This is a genomic window from Actinomyces weissii (genome assembly GCF_016598775.1).
Taxonomy (GTDB): domain Bacteria; phylum Actinomycetota; class Actinomycetes; order Actinomycetales; family Actinomycetaceae; genus Actinomyces; species Actinomyces weissii.
On sequence record NZ_CP066802.1, the window covers coordinates 922,397 to 939,888 of the forward strand.

The 17,492-nt window shown below is 68.5% G+C and carries 13 protein-coding genes and 2 tRNA genes; 8 read left to right on the plus strand and 7 right to left on the minus strand.

All coding sequences use genetic code 11. The features are described from left to right. Positions 1-974: 974 nt before the first annotated feature. The 5 genes from JG540_RS03780 to pip all read right to left on the minus strand — a co-directional run bounded on the left by JG540_RS03780 (position 975) and on the right by pip (position 3,494). A complete protein-coding gene (locus tag JG540_RS03780) occupies positions 975-1,133 on the minus strand; it encodes a hypothetical protein (protein ID WP_200278404.1) in 159 nt (52 codons plus the stop codon). Positions 1,134-1,440: 307 nt separating this feature from the next. Next, positions 1,441-1,517: transfer RNA gene (locus JG540_RS03785), tRNA-Lys, on the minus strand. A gap of 39 nt (positions 1,518-1,556) precedes the next feature. Next, a tRNA-Lys gene (locus JG540_RS03790) sits at positions 1,557-1,633 on the minus strand. Positions 1,634-1,896: 263 nt separating this feature from the next. Next, positions 1,897-2,343: a hypothetical protein gene (locus JG540_RS03795; RefSeq protein WP_200277375.1), complete on the minus strand. Its 447-nt coding sequence runs from the start codon at positions 2,341-2,343 to the stop codon at positions 1,897-1,899. Further along, positions 2,340-3,494, minus strand: coding sequence for a prolyl aminopeptidase (pip, locus tag JG540_RS03800; protein WP_234042896.1), 1,155 nt, complete (start codon positions 3,492-3,494; stop codon positions 2,340-2,342). Before pip ends, JG540_RS03795 begins: the two co-directional genes overlap by 4 nt. Before the next feature lie 56 nt (positions 3,495-3,550). Between pip and JG540_RS03805 the strand changes: the two genes are divergently transcribed. From JG540_RS03805 to JG540_RS03815, 3 genes are all read left to right on the plus strand, one after another. After that, positions 3,551-4,477 carry an ATP-grasp domain-containing protein gene (locus JG540_RS03805; RefSeq protein ID WP_200277378.1) on the plus strand — a complete coding sequence of 309 codons (927 nt, stop codon included), beginning with the start codon at positions 3,551-3,553 and terminating at the stop codon, positions 4,475-4,477. A 118-nt stretch (positions 4,478-4,595) separates the two neighbouring features. Next, complete coding sequence (locus tag JG540_RS03810; protein WP_200277381.1) at positions 4,596-4,979, plus strand: YccF domain-containing protein; 384 nt, start codon at positions 4,596-4,598, stop codon at positions 4,977-4,979. Positions 4,980-5,315: 336 nt separating this feature from the next. Next, the gene (locus tag JG540_RS03815) at positions 5,316-5,987 is read left to right on the plus strand and encodes an ABC transporter ATP-binding protein (RefSeq protein ID WP_200277383.1); all 672 of its coding nucleotides are present in this window, start codon (positions 5,316-5,318) and stop codon (positions 5,985-5,987) included. Between the two features lie 212 nt (positions 5,988-6,199). Here the strand turns inward: JG540_RS03815 and JG540_RS03820 are convergent, their stop codons facing one another. Then, the gene (locus tag JG540_RS03820; RefSeq protein WP_200277385.1) at positions 6,200-6,529 is read right to left on the minus strand and encodes a hypothetical protein; all 330 of its coding nucleotides are present in this window, start codon (positions 6,527-6,529) and stop codon (positions 6,200-6,202) included. An 810-nt stretch (positions 6,530-7,339) separates the two neighbouring features. Between JG540_RS03820 and JG540_RS03825 the strand changes: the two genes are divergently transcribed. After that, the gene (locus JG540_RS03825) at positions 7,340-8,182 is read left to right on the plus strand and encodes a hypothetical protein (protein WP_200277386.1); all 843 of its coding nucleotides are present in this window, start codon (positions 7,340-7,342) and stop codon (positions 8,180-8,182) included. A 27-nt stretch (positions 8,183-8,209) separates the two neighbouring features. On the opposite strand, the gene JG540_RS03830 is transcribed toward JG540_RS03825, so the two are convergent. Next, positions 8,210-10,930: a DEAD/DEAH box helicase gene (locus tag JG540_RS03830; protein WP_200277387.1), complete on the minus strand. Its 2,721-nt coding sequence runs from the start codon at positions 10,928-10,930 to the stop codon at positions 8,210-8,212. Between the two features lie 359 nt (positions 10,931-11,289). Here JG540_RS03830 and JG540_RS03835 point away from each other — a divergent pair, with 359 nt between their 5' ends. The 4 genes from JG540_RS03835 to JG540_RS03850 all read left to right on the plus strand — a co-directional run bounded on the left by JG540_RS03835 (position 11,290) and on the right by JG540_RS03850 (position 17,435). Further along, positions 11,290-12,753: an alanine/glycine:cation symporter family protein gene (locus tag JG540_RS03835; protein WP_200277388.1), complete on the plus strand. Its 1,464-nt coding sequence runs from the start codon at positions 11,290-11,292 to the stop codon at positions 12,751-12,753. Positions 12,754-12,850: 97 nt separating this feature from the next. After that, complete coding sequence (locus JG540_RS03840) at positions 12,851-14,320, plus strand: alanine/glycine:cation symporter family protein (protein ID WP_234042897.1); 1,470 nt, start codon at positions 12,851-12,853, stop codon at positions 14,318-14,320. A gap of 3 nt (positions 14,321-14,323) precedes the next feature. Further along, a complete protein-coding gene (locus tag JG540_RS03845) occupies positions 14,324-15,793 on the plus strand; it encodes an alanine/glycine:cation symporter family protein (protein WP_200277389.1) in 1,470 nt (489 codons plus the stop codon). Between the two features lie 160 nt (positions 15,794-15,953). Beyond that, positions 15,954-17,435, plus strand: coding sequence for an alanine/glycine:cation symporter family protein (locus JG540_RS03850; protein WP_234042956.1), 1,482 nt, complete (start codon positions 15,954-15,956; stop codon positions 17,433-17,435). The last annotated feature ends 57 nt before the right edge of the window (positions 17,436-17,492 follow it).

Genomic DNA, 17,492 nt, shown 5'->3' on the forward strand with positions numbered 1-17,492 from the left:
ACACCCGCCCCCGGGTGCACCGCGCCTACGGCTTCGTCAGCTTCGAGGGCTACGACATGGGCACCCCGCCCCCGGGTGCGCCGCGCCTACCCCTGCCTCCTTAGCTGGCGTTGGTGGTGGCCGACCCCGCCCCCGGGTGCGCCGCGCCTACCGGCGGCTAGAACGCCTGGCCCGCTTGGCAGGCCCCTGCGGCCCACGCGCCGAAAGGGTCTGTGGCCCTGGCCGCCCTTGCTGGGCTGGGTGCGTGTGTGGGTAGGGGGCTGGTGACCCTGTGGCCCCGGCTGCCCCTGGTGGGCTGGGCAGCGCGGGAGCTGTCACTGGCGGAGGGCTAGAGGCCCTGGCACCGACCGCTGAACCTTCAACCACCGCGGCATCAAGCCAAAAACTCCCCCACCCCAGAACCAGGGAAGTGCTCTAAGCCTCCACCAGTGACAAAACGCGCCCACCCAGGCACCACAAGACCCACCAGACCAAGACAAGCGCCACAAAATCCCCCCCCGGGACAGCCCACACCCACCCGACCCAGCCAACACCGGACCGCACGACCCCACCACACCCGAACCACACACATTCACACGGCTAACCCGCATTCGCGCCGATAACCCGCCAGCAACGTGCCCTGTCTGTTGGAAAGCGCCCTGTCCTTCAGCTCCAGCTGGTGGAACCCCTTGCTCCCACAGGCTGCACCGCCTTCCAGGAGCCAACCCCAACGGACAAGGGCCAAGCCCGCCAGGCAGGAGCCGTCTCTACTGTCAGAAGGCCGCCGCCACTCCATCAGGGACAGCCGCCATGCCCAGAGGCGGCACGTCAGGCCAGGAGCTGTCCCTACCGCCCATAAGGACAACATGCCCCTAGTCCCGCAGCCAGCCCCTCCGTCCCACAGGCCACCACCACACGAACGACCAGGGGGTGGCACCCACCGGTGCCACCCCCTGCGGAGTCGTCACTGGGCCGGGGCTGGACCCCGGCGTCGCTCAGGCAGCCAGGGCCAGAGCCTCCTGCGCCGCGTGCACGCGCTCCAGGGCGCGCTCCAGGCGGGAGGGGGAGGCGCTGGCTGCCAGTGAGCTGAGCTCAGCCTGCGCGGCCTCCAGCTCGCGAACAGCGGCCTCATGCTGGTTCTCCATATTCCTCATCATTCTTCTCCTCATCATCAACGGCCCCGGAGGGCCCAGGTGGCAGGCGGGAGGAAGCTACCTCCTGCGGCCTGCGCACCAAGTGGTCTTCAGGTGGAACGCACTGCGTCACCAGACGGGCGTTCCGCAGGCACCCACTTTCACAGGTGCGCACGTGAGTCGCAACACATGACGTTGCACAAGTATTCCCTAGCCTGGTCAGAAGACTGCCAGCCTCCGCGGAAGCCTGTTAACGAGGCCTCAGAAAAAGGTGGGAAGACAGCGGATCTACCGCACCGCACCAGCAACGGTCTGGGCGGCTCTCACGTGGTACCCCCTCAGGGACTCGAACCCTGGACACGCGGATTAAGAGTCCGCTGCTCTAACCAACTGAGCTAAGGAGGCTTGGTCAGAATATCACAACCAAGACCATGGTCCTGGCGGTGGTACCCCCTCAGGGACTCGAACCCTGGACACGCGGATTAAGAGTCCGCTGCTCTAACCAACTGAGCTAAGGAGGCATCATCTCCAGGCTTTGTCCGCCTGGCGACGAAGGAAGACTTTACGTGCCCTGCCCGAGCGAGTCCAGTCGAGAGCGGCCTGCCGGGAGTGATCTGCGGGACACCTTGGAGACCTGGCGCACTGTCCCGGCCGCCGCCCCGACCCGCTGAGCTCTACGTACCTGGTGGCTCGGGGCGGCCTGCTGCCCTGACGGCTCTAGGCTGCCCGTCGCTGCCCGCCACCCTGACGACGCCGGGCTACCTGCCACCCTGACGACGCCGGGTTACCTGCCGCCCTGACGCCGCCGCCGCTCCTGCTCCGCCAGCACCTGGGCGCGCCGCGCCCGGTCCCGCTTGGACAGGCCCGCCAGCCCGGCATCGGCCGCCCCGGACGCAGGCTGGACATCGCTACCCGCCTCCGCGGCGGGCGGCTCCCCGACCCGGCCCGTGCGCCGCCACTGCCGGTACTGCGCCACCAGCGCCAGCTGCTTGCGGTCCAGCCTCCGCCACAGCGGCAGCTTCAGCACGTGCCGCTCCCGCAGCCGGTTGCCCACGCTCCACCCCAGCAGGGCGATCAGCGCGATCACCACGCCCGACAGCAGGCTCGCCGTGCCGTCAGCCTGCCGCGTGCGCAGAGCCACCCAGCCGCCTGCCAGCCCCACTGCCAGCAGGGTCACCGCCGCCACAGCCACCAAGGACGCCAGGTAGCGCTGCCTGGAAGTGAGCCTCATGCCTGCGCCTCCTGCATCGTGCCGGTGGCCGACTCCGCCGCCAGCCCCGGCTCTGCTCCAGCAACCGACGCCGTCGCCGCCAGCTCCGGCTGCGCACCGGCAACCAACTTCGCTGCCGTCTCCGGTTGCGTGCCAGCCGCCGACGTCGTCGCCAGCTCCTGCGCGAAACGGTCCGTGGCCGCCACCAGGGCCGCCAGGGTCTCGGGCTCCGCGAAGGAGTGTCCCGCAGTGGGTGAGATGTGCAGCTCCGCCTCCGGCCAGGCCCGGTGCAGCGCCCAGGCCGTGCCGATGGGGCAGCACATGTCGTAGCGGCCCTGCACGACCACCCCCGGGATCCCGTGCTCGCAGAGCGTGCGGGCGCTCCGCAGCAGCTCGCCGTCCTCCAGCCAGCCACGGTTGAGGAAGTAGTGGTTCTCGATCCGGGCGAAGGTGATGGCGTACTGGGGGTCCTGCACCTCGTCAATGTGCGCCTGGTCCCGAAGCAGCGTGGAGGTGGCTGCCTCCCAGGTTGTCCAGGCCAGGGCGGCGGGCCCGTGCACCGCCGGGTCCGGGTCCGTCAGGAGCTCGTGGTAGCGCTGGATGTAGCCGCCCGGCCCCACCCCCGGCCCGGCCGCCGCCACGTACTTCTCCCACTCGTCCGGCCACACCATGTCCGCGCCGCCCGCCTCGTAGTACCAGTCGAGCTCCCGCTTGCGCAGGGTGAACACGCCGCGCAGCACCAGGGCGCTGACCCGCTCAGGGTGCTTCTGCGCGTAGGCCAGCGCCAGGGTGGAGCCCCAGGAGCCGCCGAAGACCAGCCAGCGCTCCACCCCCAGGTGGCGGCGCAGACGCTCCAGGTCTGCCACCAGGTGCCAGGTGGTGTTCGTGGACAGGTCCGCCTCCGGCTCCCAGGCGTGGGGGAGGGAACGGCCGCAGCCCCGCTGATCGAACAGGACCACGCGGTAGCGCTCGGGGTCGAAGCAGCGGCGGTGCTCCGGCGCGCAGCCCCCACCCGGGCCGCCGTGCACGAACACCGCGGGCACGCCGTCGGGGTTGCCGCACTCCTCCCAGTAGACCCGCTGGCCGTCGCCGACGTCGAGCAGGCCGGAGGCGTAGGGCTCAATCGGGGGGTAGAAGCCGCGGGGTGCTGGGGAGGGAACGTCATTGGTCATGAACCGCATTGTGCCATTGGTCCCTTACGGCGCTGCTACACGGTACCGTTTGCCCTGTGGCAAAACCGATCGTGACACTGGCGACCTCCGTCGACTTCCCGGACCTGGACGCGGACGACCGCGCCCTGCCTGACGCCCTGGCGGAGCGTGGCATTGACCCGCGCGTCGCCGTGTGGAACGACCCTGACGTCGACTGGACCGAGGCCGGGGTGGTGGTGCTGCGCTCCGTGCGCGACTACGCCAAGCGCCGCCACTACGACGCCTTCCGGGCCTGGACCCGCACGGTGCCCCGCCTGCTCAACCACCCCGACGTCGTGGAGTGGAACTCGGACAAGCACTACCTGCAGGAGCTGGAGAAGCGGGGCGTGCCCACCATCCCCACCATGTGGCTGGAGCCGGAGCAGAACCTCTCCAAGCACCAGGTACACACCCGTTTCCCGGCCTTCGGGGACTTCGTGGTCAAGCCCGCCATCTCCTCCGGGGGGCGCGGCACCGGCCGGTACACCGCCATCGACGCCAAGTCCCGCTCCGAGGCCATCAACGACGCCGTGCACCACCTGGGGCGCGGGCGCACCGTCATGGTGCAGCGCTACCTGGAGGAGGTGGACCGCAAGGGTGAGGTCTCCCTGGTCTACTTCAACGGTGTGCTCTCCCACGCGGTCGAGAAGGCCCCTATGCTCCACCCGTCCTTCCGCTCCATTGACGAGGAGGACGTGCACGAGGAGATCGTCACCGCCCGGGAGCCCTCCGAGCAGGAGTGGCTGTGGGGTGAGCGCGTGCGCAAGGGCATCCACGGCCTCATCAAGGGGCGCTCCAAGCGGGACATCCAGCTGCTGTTCAACCGGGTGGACGTGGTCTCTGACGGGCAGGGCGGCTTCTACCTGATGGAGGTCTCCCTGATCGACGCCGGGCTGTACCTGTCGTCTGCGCCGGTGGCCCTGGACAACTTCGCTGACGCTATCGCCCAGCGCGTCTTCTGGTGAGCGGTGGGGCCGCCAAGGGCAGCCTGGGGCGGGTCAGGGTTGGCTCAGGGGCAGGTCAGGGGGCGGCTCCTTCCCGAGGATGAGGCCGGGCCCCGCCGTCGCCGGGCACACTCAGGCCATGCGCACACTGCTGAACCTGATCTGGGTGGTCTTCTCCGGCTTCTGGCTCTGGCTGGGGTACCTGTTGGCGGGCGTGGTCGCCTGCGTCTTCGTCGTCACCATCCCCGCTGGAGTGGCCTGCTTCCGTATCGCGGGCTACGTGCTGTGGCCCTTCGGGCGGGAGGTTGTCCCCGTGCCCCAGGCCGGGACCATGAGCGGCCTGGGCAACCTCATCTGGTTCCTGGTGGCGGGCCTGTGGCTGGCCATCGGGCACCTGACGACGGCGGCCGCCCAGGCCGTCACCATCATCGGCATCCCGCTGGCTATAGCCAACGTCAAGATGATTCCGGTGACCTGCTTCCCCTTCGGCAAGCAGGTGGTACCCGGGCGCGGCATCCTCTGAGAGACTCTCGGGCTGAAGGCCTGGCGGCTAGGCTGCTGAGCTGAGCTGGTGCGCCTTCTGATGGGCTCGCTGCTGCCGACAAGCGGGTCTGAGTGGTGACCGCTAACCCGAACATGCTAGATATTGATTTTTGTGGTGTGATCAAGTGATAGTAGCGTGCTGACGATGAGGTCGGCACTGATGTCGGCGTTATGGATCGCTAATAAGGGAAAGGGGCACCATGAAGAAGAATCGACTGTTAGTCTCTGCTCTGCTTGTTGCCTCCGTGGGCTTGGGCGTGGCTCCGGCTGGGGCTGATGCTACACATAAGCATGAGATAGGGCTGCGGCGGTCCAGATGAGTGACGGCATTGCGTGCTTACGCGATCTTACCTTTAGCTACGGAGGCCGTCTGGTACTGAACGGCCTTGATCTGACAGTGGGCGACGGTGAGGTGGTTGCCATTACGGGACCCTCCGGTAGCGGAAAATCCACCTTGCTCTCCCTCGTCCTCGGCCTGCTCAAGCCGGACCGAGGCGAGGTGAGGGTAAATGGGAGGGTGGTGCGGTTCGGAAACAGTTCAGCTGCCGCAAAAATGAGGCGTGAAAACATTGGTATGGTGTTCCAGGCGGGATACCTGCTTGACGAGCTAACACCCCTGGAGAACGTCATTCTGCCTGCCCTGGCCGGAGGTACTGAGTTCGAAGACGCCACTAGCAAAGGGCGTGTCTTGCTGGCCCAACTCGGTTTGGAAGCGGAAGGGCGGCGGACCTCGTCCTTGTCCGGGGGGGAGCAGCAACGGGTCGCGATTGCGCGCGCCCTGATCGGCTCGCCTCGGCTGCTGATTGCCGATGAGCCTACCGCTTCACTGGATCGTGCCAATCGTGAGAACGTGATCGACTGTCTCTGCCAGCAGGTAAGAGGTGCGAACCGGGCCTTGCTGCTAGTAACCCATGATGAGGGTATTGCTGCGGACGCCGATCGCTGGTATCACTTGGATGAGGGCCGCCTGAGGCGGGCGCACCCATGAGCCGTTCCATGATTGCGGCTGCCAAGGCACTGCGTGCGCAGCGTAGACGTGCTGGTCATGGAGCTTCCTACCTAGTAGTCGTGGTGGGCACTTTCTTGGCCTGTCTGGGGTTGATATCCTTAGTTGTCCTGGTTAACGATGTGCGACTCGGTCAACTGCGCTCAACCGCAGCCTCCCCGATTCCAATCGAGTCAGACGAAGGTGATGCCAAGCTATTGTATCTGCCCGCCTTCGGTGAGATAGACAATCACCCCGTCACCGTGGTCGTTCTGGAACCACTGACCGTTGATGCGCCTCTGCCGCCCGGCCTGAGCCGCTGGCCCGAGCTCGGGCAGGCATACGTATCTCCTCAGCTCGCCAATGAGCTGGCGGGCAGCCGGGCACGACTCTATGGCGAGGTGGCCGGTCGCATAGACCCTGACGGACTGGAAACACCTACCGAACGGCGCGTCTACCTCAGGCCTGCCACAGACGCCCTGCAGGCCCAGGCTATGTTCCCGGTGCAGGGCTTCGGTTACAGGAACTGGTTCGATGCGATTCACGGAACAGGCTACCTGTATCGTAGCGGTTTGGAGCGTTCAGTTCTGCTTGTCCTAAGCAGTCTACTCCTACCCGGACTCGTAGCGGTGGGGATCGGCGCCGCCATAGGGGCTGAGCACCTGCGCACCACCGGGCGGATGCTCGCCGCCATAGGTCTCAGCCGCCGCCAGCTGGTCCAGCTAGACCGCCTAGAGCACTTGCCTTACTGCCTCACAGCGGCCCTCATCTCCTGCTTGGCCACGATCTGGGCAATGTGCTGCGACGTCGTCCTGCCCTTCCTGGACGCTCGCTACAACGCTACAGACACGCGGCAGGTCGCACCCCTGCTGCTAGTGGCGATACTGGCTGGAACCGGTGCCTGCTTAGCCGTAGTAGGTCTAGTCCGCACCCGCATCCGTGAGCGTATGCGCCACCGTGAACGGGACAGCCGGGCAGATCGTGGCATCTACAGCGCAGGCTTCCTCCTGGCACTCACTAGTGGGGCCTCCCTGCCAGTGCTGCTGGCGCCCTGGCCGTATGTCGGTCACGTGGCAACGGCTGCAGGATTCGCCACCATCATCCTATCGTGGGCTCCCATTAGCTTGGTGTGTTCGTGGGTCGGTCGCATTCTAGTACGTGTAGCCCGATTACGTTCCTCCCCAGGGACACTCATCGCAGGCAGGTTCCTCGAACACCTGCCTAGGCGCGTCAGCCTGGTTGCGCTCAGCATGTGTGCCGTCATTATCTTGGCTGGACTGGTTCAGCTGCACACCTCTGGCTTGAGCGGGCTCATTGTTCAATCTCAAAGGGACCTGGCACGTTATGGTACAAGCGTGCTGGCACTGAATATCCCACCAGGCGCCGACCCTGATCCAGTCATTGAACATCTACCACCGGAGGCGGGCGTCCTGGCGATTCGCAGGGACTCAGCACCTGAGCCCAGCGACACCATCTCGGTGAACCTTAGCGGTTCCTGCGCAGCGCTGAAGACCCTGGACCTGGTATGTCCTGATGGGCAGGTGGACAAGACACCGACAGTTGTAAGCTCGGACCGTGCGCGCTACGTGGTAGGGCAGGTTCCTCAGATCGTCGTCACCCAGACTGAGCAAATGCCACAGGACTTTGAGGAACTCATCCTTGTCTCCTTGGATGAAACCGGGCTCGACCTCGACTCTTTGCAAAGCACGGCCAGTCGCTACCTGCCGGGCACAATCGTATCCGTCCGCTCCACCTGGAACGTGGCCGGTGCCGACGTCGCACTGGAAGAGGGATGGGTGCTGTCCCTTTCTGCTCTCGGCGGAGCGGTACTTATACTGGCCCTGACCACGGCCCTTACCAAGGACCTGCGTCAGGTGAGCGCGATAGTTGCGCCAGTGGGATCGATTACGGGTAATCCTGCAATGGCCTCAAGCGCGACCGCCTGGAGCGTGTCCGTGCCGCTGCTGGCCGCCGGGGTGCTAGGTGTCGTCGTCTACAACATCCTGCCGCTGGGGATGGAACACGTAATCGGCGACCCCTACCTGCCCAACTGGAAACCCAGTCCAGTCCTGACCGCCGGGGCACTCATACTCACCACGATCGGCACCGCCTGCTCTGCCTTAGCCGCCTGGCGTGCTGCTCGCCGCGATGTCGCCTCATGGCGCCCCGGACAGACAACAGGACCCACAAGTTCCTGAGACAGGCTGGTTCAAGCGCCACCACATTCAGAATGCCGGCCCCACCGACAGCAGCCGCAGCACCGCCCGCCCCACCTCGTCCGAGGCCGTCAGGTCCACCAGGGCCACCAGCCGCCAGTCATGGTCCCCCTCCGGGTCCTCCAGCACCTGCGTGGCCAGCCACACCCGGCGTCCTGAACGCTCCAGGGCCTCCCGCAGGGCCTCAGAGACCCCTGCGGCAGCCAGCGCCGACTCGTCAGGATCCTCGTCCAGCGGCGCCAGCGCCACCGCCCGGGCCGCCTGGTCCGTGCCCAACCAGTCGTACTCCTCCCAGTAGCGGCCCAGCGCCTCGTCCCAACGCTGCTCGCCCCAGCCGGAGGAGGCGTCCAGCCGCCCCAGCGCCTCGACGTCGTCGCGAGCCATCAGCTCCACCCGGCGGAACAGCTCCTTGCGCACCGCCACCCGGAAGGCGTGCCGGTTGCGGGTGAAGGCGACCTGGCCGTCGGCGTCGGCCCCAAAAGCCCGCTCCACACCAGCGGAGTCATCCGCCCCCGGCCGGTCGCCAGGCAGCCCGGCCGTGCCCGCCGTCCCCTCCGTGCCAGCCTGGCCCGACTGCAGCGCCCCCAAGGCCTCCCACTCGTCCAGCAGCGAGGAGTCCACCGCCCGCACCAGGCCCCCCAGCCAGTCGGTCAGCTCCACGACCTCCGGGGTGCGGTGCTCCTCCGGCACCACCTGGCGCAGCGCCCGGTAGGCGTCAGTCAGGTAGCGCAGCACCACCCCCTCGCTGCGGCCCAGCTCGTAGCGGGACACCAGGTCGGAGAAGGTCATGGCGTTCTCCACCATCTCCCGCACCACCGACTTGGGCGACAGCTCGAACTGCGCGATCCACGGGTTGGCCTGCTTGTACATCTCCAGGGCGGGCGTGAGCAGCTCCGCCAGCGGGCGCGGCCAGGTGACCTCCTCCAGGGCCGCCATCCGCTCCTCATAGTCCAGGCCCTCAGCCTTCATGGCGGCCACCGCCTCACCCCGGGCCGCCCGCTGCTGGGCGTAGAGGACCGGGCGCGGGTCGTCCAGCGTCGCCTCCACCACCGAGACCACGTCCAGGCTGTGCTCTGGGGAGTCCACCGCCAGCAGGTCCATGGCCGCCAGGGCGAAGGGCGCCAGCGGCTGGTTCAGGGCGAAGTCCTGAGGCAGGTCCACCGCCAGGCGCAGCCGTGGCCGGCCGTCCGCCGCCGCCTGCCGGCTGCTGACGTGCTCCACCACCCCCGCGGTCCGCAGGGACAGGTAGATCTCCACCGCCCGGTGCCGGTGCGTTAGCCGTTCCGCCGGGGTGGCCTGCACCCGGCCCAGCAGGGCCGCCATGGCCGCCACCGGGTCACCGGGCCGCTCCATCAGGTTCAGCACCATGGTGGTGGTCACCTGGAACTGGCTGGTCAAGGTCTCCGGGGCGGCGTCGCGCAGCCGCTCAAAGGTCTTGTCAGTCCAGTTCACCCGCCCCTCCGGCGCCTTCTTGCGCACGATCTTGCGGCGCTTGCGCTCGTCGTCGCCCGCCTTGGCCAGGGCCTTGGCATTCTCGATCACGTGCTCTGGGGCCTGGACGACGACGAAGCCGCGCGTGTCGAAGCCCGCCCGCCCCGCCCGCCCCGCGATCTGGTGGAACTCACGGGCCGTGAGGTGGCGCTCCTTGGCGCCGTCGAACTTGACCAGGCTGGTGAGCACCACCGAGCGGATCGGCACGTTGATACCCACCCCCAGGGTGTCCGTGCCGCAGATCACCGACAGCAGCCCCTCCCGGGCCAGGCGCTCCACCAGGCGCCGGTAGCGGGGAAGCATCCCCGCGTGGTGCACGCCGATGCCGCTGCGCAGCAGGCGCGAGAGGGTCTGGCCAAAGCCCCCGCCGAAACGGAAGTCCCCCAGGGCGGCCACCACCTGCTCCTTGCGGGCCTTGCCGCCCAGGTCGGTGCCCAGCAGGGCGGTGGCCCGCTCCACCGCCTCCTTCTGGGAGAAGTGCACCACGTACACGGGGGCCTTCTCCTGGCCCACCAGCCGCTCCAGCAGCTCGGTGATCGCCTCCACCGAGTAATCCATCTCCAGGGGCACAGGGCGGACGGCGTCGTCGACCACCGCCACCTCCCGGCCTGTACGCTCCTGGATGTCCCGCACGAAGAAGGACACGTCCCCCAAGGTGGCGGAGAGCAGCACCATCTGCGCCTGCGGCAGCTCAAGCAACGGCACCTGCCAGGCCCAGCCGCGCTGCGGGTCAGCGTAGTAGTGGAACTCGTCCATCACCACACAGTCCAGGTCCAGGGCCTCACCCTCCCGCAAGGCCTGGTTGGCCAGGATCTCGGCGGTGCAGCAGATCACGGGGGCGTCCGGGTTGATGGCGGTGTCACCGGTGACCATGCCCACGTTCTCGGCCCCGAACAGCCGCACCAGCTCAAAGAACTTCTCCGACACCAGGGCCTTGAGCGGGGCGGTGTAGTACGAGCGGCCGCCCCGGGCCAGGGAGACAGTGTGCGCGGCCAGGGCGATCATGGACTTGCCGGAGCCGGTGGGGGTCGCGGCGATCACGTGGCGACCCTCCAGGATCTGGCTCAGGGCCTCGTCCTGGTGCGGGTACAAGGGGCGGCCCGTGTCCTGGGCCCACTGGGCGAAGGCCAGGTAGACCTCCTCCGGCTCAGGCACCCGCTCGGGGTCGTGGGCGGGGATGAGCGAGTCCAGGAGGGCGTTCAGCGCGGGTACCGCGCCAGCAGCGGGGGAGGGGGCCATACGGCCATGCTCTCACGGCAGGGCGGACGGGCTGCGGCCCCGGCGTCGTCATGCTGCTGCCTGAGTTGCACGCACCAGGCCGTCGCCGGTCCACAGCACCCATCCGCCGTCGTCCTGGAGCTGCTTTCTGCCTGGTGCGCCTGCTGGGACTGTCCGTAACCTGAGAGCGCCCTAGTTATCCACAGTTAAGGCAACCCTTACCGGTCTCGTGAGCCATATGTCCCGGTCTCGCGGTACCGATGTCCCGGTCTCGCGAGAGACGGGTGGGGGGCGGGGGTGAGACGGATGCGTGGTGGACCGCGGGGCTGTGAGAACATGCCTCGCGTTCTCCGACCCCTAGTGTGCAAAGGCCAATAACCATGGACGCCCTAGCTGCCGACCTGCTGGCTGTAGCCGACTGGATCACCGCGCACATCACCATGTGGGTGCTGATAGTCACCGGCCTGTTCCTTACCGTGGTGAGCCGCGGGGTCCAGCTGCGCCACCTGCGCAGCATGCTCCGCCAGGTGCGCGGATCGCGCGCAGGCGCGCAGGGCGGCATCTCCTCCTTCCAGGCCTTCGCCATCTCCCTGGCCGCCCGGGTAGGCATCGGCAACGTCTTCGGGGTGGCCGCCGCCCTCCTGGCAGGGGGCCCCGGCGCGATCTTCTGGATGTGGGTGGTGGCGCTGGTCGGTATGGCCACCGCCTTCTTCGAGGCCACCCTGGCCCAGCTGTTCAAGGTCAGGGCGCAGGACGGCTCCTTCCGGGGCGGTCCCGCCTTCTACATGCGCGCCGGTATGGGCAGCCCCCTCCTGGCGGGCCTGTTCGCGGCGATCACCGTGGTCACCTGCGGCTTCGTCATCACCTCCGTGCAGTCCAACGCGGTGGCCGGGACCCTCGCGGCAGCCTTCGGCAGCGGTGAGGACTCCGCCCTGCCTGGCTTCGCCGGGCTAAGCAGCCAGCAGCTGGTGGTGGCTGCCCTGGTCCTGGTGCTCACCGCCGTCGTCGTACTCGGGGGCATCCGGGCGGTAGCCCGCGTGACCGAGCTCATGGCCCCGGCCATGGCCCTGGTCTACGTGGTGCTGGTAGCCGTCATCTGCCTGGCCAACATCCAGCAGTTCGTGCAGGTCCTCGGCCTGATCATCCGCTCCGCCTTCTCCCTGGAGCCGCTGGTGGGCGGCCTGGGCGGCGGCATCCTGGCGGCCGTAGTAAATGGCACCAAGCGCGGACTGTTCTCCAACGAGGCGGGGCAGGGCACCGCCCCCAACGCCGCCGCCACCGCCACCGTCAGCCACCCCGTGCAGCAGGGCCTGATCCAGTCCCTGGGCGTCTTCATCGACACTGTCGTGGTGTGCACCGCCACCGCCTTCGTGATCCTGCTCTCCGGCCCCGAGACCTGGACCAGCCCCGACGCCAACCCCGCCACCCTGACCACCCTGGCCATCGCCCACGGGCTGGGAGCCTGGACCGTGCTGCCGATGGCGGTGCTGGTCTTCGTGCTCGCCTACTCCTCGATCATCGCCGCCTACGTCTACTCTGACGTGAACATGTCCTACCTCACCGGCGGCAAGGCCTGGGGCAGCTGGCTGGTACGCCTTGTGTCCATCCTGTCCGCCACCGCCGGGGCCGTGCTGAGCCTGGAGGTCGTGTGGAACGCCGTGGACATCGCCATGGCCGTCATGACCCTCACGAACCTGGTCGCGCTCGTCTGGCTCTACCGTTGGGGGGTGGGAGCCCTGCGCGACTACGAGGCCCAGCGCTCCGCCGGGGTCGAGTCACCCGTCTTCCGGGCCCAGGGCAACCCCCACCTGCCAGCCAGTCTGCAGACCGACGTGTGGGACTGAAGGCCCACCCCCACCAGCCATCAGAACAAGGAGCCCCGCCTATGAGCGCCACCGCCCCCGAGACCACCCAGCCAGCCGCCGCCACAGGAGCTGAACGATGAGCACCCACCTGTTCCTGGCAGGGACCGCCCCCGCCCTGAGCAGCGGGGACATTGAGAACCTGCTCAACACCGTAGACGACGCCCTCTACACCTACGTGCTCTCCCTCCTGCTGGTGGCTGTGGGCCTGTACTTCACCTTCCGCACCGGCGCGGTCCAGCTCCGGCACTTCCGCACCATGCTGGCCACCATCACGCGCTCGCGGGGACACGCCGACGGCGGCATCTCCTCCTTCCAGGCCTTCGCCGTGGGCATGGCCGCCCGGGTGGGCATCGGCAACGTCGCCGGGGTGGCGCTCGCCGTCGTCGCCGGGGGACCTGGCGCCCTGTTCTGGATGTGGCTTGTGGCCCTGATCGGCATGGCCACCAGCTTCGTGGAGTCCACCCTGGCCCAGGTCTTCAAGGAGCGCGGCCGGGCCTTCACCTACCGCGGCGGGCCCGCCTACTACATCAGGAACGGTCTGGGCTCCCTGTTGTGGGGGCGGGTCTTCGCCGTGCTGTGCATCATCTCCGTGGGTGTCACCGTGGTCATGGTGCAGACCAACGCCCTGGCCGGGGTCATCAACGCCACCGTGCCCTCCGTGGCCCCCTGGGAGGTGGGCTGCGCCCTGGTGCTGATCACCACGCCGGTGGTCCTGGGCGGGCTCAAGACCGTGGCGCGGGTGACCGAGCTGGTCGCCCCGCTCATGGCCCTGGCCTACGTGCTCATGACCCTGGTGGTGATCGCCCTGAACATCACCGCGGTCCCCGGGGTGCTGGTGGACGTCGTCAAGGGCGCCTTCGGCCTGGAGGAGGCCCTGTTCGGCCTGAGCGGTGGCATGGTGGCCGCCGTGCTCAACGGTGTGCGCCGTGGCCTGTTCTCCAACGAGGCCGGTCTGGGCACCGTCCCCAACGCCGCCGGCACCGCCACCACCAGCCACCCGGTGCGCCAGGGCCTGGTCCAGTCCTTCGGGGTCTTCGTGGACACCATCCTGGTGTGCACCGCCACCGGCATGCTGATCCTGCTGGCCCGGGACACCTACCAGCCTGGCCAGGAGGGGGTGGCCGGTGCCGTCCTGACCCAGGCCGCCGTCGCCGAGCACCTGGGGGGCTGGACCACCTGGCCCATGGTGGTGCTGATCTTCGTGCTGGTCTTCTCCACCCTCCTGGGCTGCTTCTCATACAGCCAGGTCAACGTGGACTTCCTGGGCGGGGAGAAGCGGGCTGAGCAGGCCTTCGGGCTGCTGCTGTCCGCCGCCGCCTTCGCGGGCACCGTGCTCAGCCTGCCGATCGTGTGGGCCCTGACCGACATCGCCCTGGGGCTGCTGGGGCTCATCAACCTGGTGGCCATCATCCTGCTCGCGCCCTGGGCCCTGGGTGCCCTGCGCGACTTCGACGAGCAGCTGCGGGCCGGTAAGGAGCCGGTCTTCAAGGGGCACGGCAACCCGTACCTGCCCGGCAGCACCGTTGACGGCGTCTGGGAGGACTGAGGCGTGGGAGCGTTCAGGAACCTCCTCGGATACACCTCCAACCTGCTGTTCGGCACGGTGCTGGTATGGCTGCTGATCGCTGTGGGCCTCCTGCTGACCATCCGCACCCGGGGCGTGCAGCTGCGCCACCTGGGCACCGTGCTGCGCGCCATGATCGGCTCCCGGGGCGGGGCCGAGGGCGGCATCTCCTCCTTCCAGGCCTTCGCCGTCGGGCTGGCCTGCCGGGTAGGCACCGGCAACATCGTGGGCGTGGCCCTGGCCCTGATCCTGGGCGGGCCCGGGGCCGTGTTCTGGATGTGGCTGGTGGCGCTGGTCGGTATGGCCACCGCCTTCAGCGAGGCCAGCCTCGGCCAGGCCTTCAAGGTGCCCCGCGGGGACGGCACCTACCGGGGCGGGCCCGCCCACTACATCGCCCACGGCCTGCGCCTGCCGGTGCTGGGCGGGGTTTTCGCCGTGGTGTTCATGCTGGCCAACGGCCTGGCCATGCCCATGGTCCAGGCCAACGCCATGACGGCGGCCCTCACCAGGAGCACCCCTCTGGGCGCCTGGGCGGGCGCGGCGCTGGTGGCCCTGCTGGTGGCCCCCGTGCTGCTGGGCGGGCTGCGGGCCATCGCCCGGGTCACCGAGTGGCTCACCCCCGTCATGGCTCTCGGCTACCTGCTGCTGGTGCTGCTCATCATCCTGTCCCACCCCCTGCAGGCCGTCCAGGCCGTGGGGGACATCCTCGCGGGGGCCTTCAACCTGCGCGCGGGCCTGGCTGGGACCGCCGGAGGCCTCAGCGCCGCGGTCCTCAACGGCGTCAGGCGGGGCCTGTTCTCCAACGAGGCCGGTCTGGGTGGGGCTGCCTGCGCGGCCGGCTCCGCTACCGTCGCCCACCCCGCCCAGCAGGGCTTCGTCCAGGCCTTCGGGGTGCTGGTGGACACCATGCTGGTGTGTACCGCCACCGCCCTGTCCATCCTCATTGCCGGGCGCTCCGACCCCGCCGTCTTCACCCCAGGCGCCACCGGAGCACAGGACGTCGACGCCGCCGCCGGGACCCTCACCCAGGACGCGATCGCCCATATGCTCGGCTCCTGGACCAGCTGGCCCATGACCCTGCTGATCCTCGTGCTGGCCTACTCCACCATCCTGGGCGCCTTCTCCTACGCCGAGGTGTGCCTGGACTACCTGACCCGGGCCCCCTGGGCCGCCTGGCTGCTGCGCCTGGGGGCCGTGGCCTGCGCCTTCGTGGGCGGGGGCGCGGCCCTGACCACCGTGTGGAGCCTGGCGGACGTGCTGCTGGGGCTGGGCGCCGTCATCAACCTGGCCGCCCTGGTGGCCCTGTCCGGCTGGGTGCGTGCGCTCCTGCGCGACTGGGAGGTGCAGCAGGAGGAGATCAGGGCCGGGGAGCGCAGCCGCCCGCGCTTCATGGGGCAGGGCAACCCGCACCTGCCCACCGACCTGCCCCACGGTGCCTGGGGCCGGGGAGCCTGAGACGCCGGGGCTGCGCCTGGACGCCCAGGACCTCGTGGCGCCGTCGGACACACGTCAGAAACAATCCGGGCAGGCTGTGACACGACTGTGACACACGTGACCGCTACGATGCGGCTCCGTGACTCCCTTCAACCTTCCGCTCGAAGCCGAGCCGGGGCTCCTGGAAAAGGCCACCGCCCAGCTGGACACCTTCTCCGGCTACCTGTACGGAGGCTTCCTGGCCTGGATGCTGATACTCGCCGGCCTGTACTTCACGGTGCGCACCCGGGGGCTGCAGTTCCGCTACCTGGGGCACATGGTCAAGGCCATCGCCGACGCCCGCGAGTCCGACGAGGTGGAGGGCTCGATCTCCTCCTTCCAGGCCTTCGCGATCGGGGTGGCCTCCCGGGTGGGCACCGGCAACATCGTGGGCGTGGCCATCGCCATCACCATGGGCGGGCCCGGGGCCGTGTTCTGGATGTGGGTGGTGGCGCTGGTCGGCATGGCCACCGGCTTCATCGAGGCGACCCTGGCGCAGCTGTTCAAGACCAGCCACCCCTCCGGCTCCTTCCGCGGCGGGCCCGCCTACTACATCAGCCAGGGCCTGGGCTCGCGCTTCTGGGGCTCTGTCTTTGCCGTGGTCATCACCTTCGTGTTCGGCTTCGCCTACGAGGCCACCCAGGCCAACACCATCGCCAACACCATCAAGGGCAGCTTCGGGGTGGAGCCCTGGGTGACCGGCGTGGTGCTGGTGGTCCTGTCCGCGCCGATCGTCTTCCGTGGAATCAAGCAGGTGGCCACCTTCACCGAGTGGCTGGCGCCCTTCATGGCGGGCCTGTACGCCCTGATCGCCGTGATCGTGCTGGTGCTGAACCTCGGGGCCATCCCGTACGCCTTCCTGGCCATAATCGAGGGGGCCTTCGGCCTGAACCAGGCCTTCGCCGGTGTCGCGGGCGGCATGTACGCGGCCGCCCTCAACGGCGTCAAGCGTGGCCTGTTCTCCAACGAGGCCGGCCAGGGGTCGGTGCCCAACGCCGCGGCCACCGCCACCACCGCCCACCCCGTCAACCAGGGCTTCATCCAGTCCCTGGGGGTGTTCGTGGACACCATCATCGTGTGTACCGCCACCGCCCTGATCATCCTGCTCGCAGGCGTCTACGACCCGGCTACCACCGCCGCCATGGGAGAGACGGCCGCCAAGGAGGCCGCTGGCACCCTCACCACCACCTCCGTGGCCGCCGCCCTGGGTGGGTGGTCCAAGTACCTGATGACCTTCATCATCTTCGTGTTCGCCTACACCTCCCTGCTGGGCAACTACACCTACGCCGAGGTGAACGTGGACTTCCTCAGCCGCAAGGAGGGGGCTAGGCACTACTGGCTGCGCAGCATGATCCTGGTGGCCACCTTCGTAGGCTCGGTCTCCACCCTGAACTTCGTGTGGACCCTCTCGGACGTGGCCATGGGACTTATGGCGGTCATCAACATCCTCGCCATCCTGCTGCTGGGCAGGTGGGCCTTCGGGGCGCTGCGCGACTGGGAGGCCCAGCGCAAGGCCCACCTGGAGGGCAGGCTGGAGCACATCCGCTTCGTGGCCACCGGCAACCCCTACCTGCCTGGAGAGCTGCCCGGAGACGTGTGGACCGACGCCGCCCACCGGCACTGAAACCCGTCCGCGCCCGGTCAGCCCTGCTGCACCGGGCGCTGACCTGTGCGGCCCCCG